At 62.8% G+C, this 298-nt stretch carries 1 protein-coding gene; it reads right to left on the bottom strand.

Going from position 1 to position 298, the window contains the following annotated elements; genetic code table 11:
• Window positions 1-41: 41 nt before the first annotated feature.
• Window positions 42-298: sigma factor-like helix-turn-helix DNA-binding protein (locus tag CVH10_RS19415; protein ID WP_369335893.1), on the bottom strand; the 257-nt coding region annotated here is incomplete at its 5' end.

Genomic DNA, 298 nt, shown 5'->3' with positions numbered 1-298 from the left:
GCAGATGCCAGCGGATCGCCGCGTCGATGATTGTCTGCGCCTCACTCTGCACGATGCTGGCCCTTTCCATCTTCTAGACGACGCCGGGCTTCTCGATCCTCATCGGCGATGTGCAATCGATCATGAATAATCCGATAGGCGCGTTGCAACAGCTTCTCGACGCCGCTGACGCTGATCCCCAACTCGGCGGCGATCGCGCGTTGCGGTTCGCCGTCGATCCGAAACCGGCGCAGCGCGATGGCCATGCGCTCCGGCATGTCCGCGATCGCCCCTTCGACTATCCGCAATTGGCTGCGCG

The organism is Halomonas sp. ND22Bw (assembly GCF_003011945.1).
In the GTDB taxonomy this organism is placed as follows: domain Bacteria; phylum Pseudomonadota; class Gammaproteobacteria; order Pseudomonadales; family Halomonadaceae; genus Halomonas; species Halomonas halophila.
This window is presented reverse-complemented; position numbering and strand designations above follow the sequence as displayed.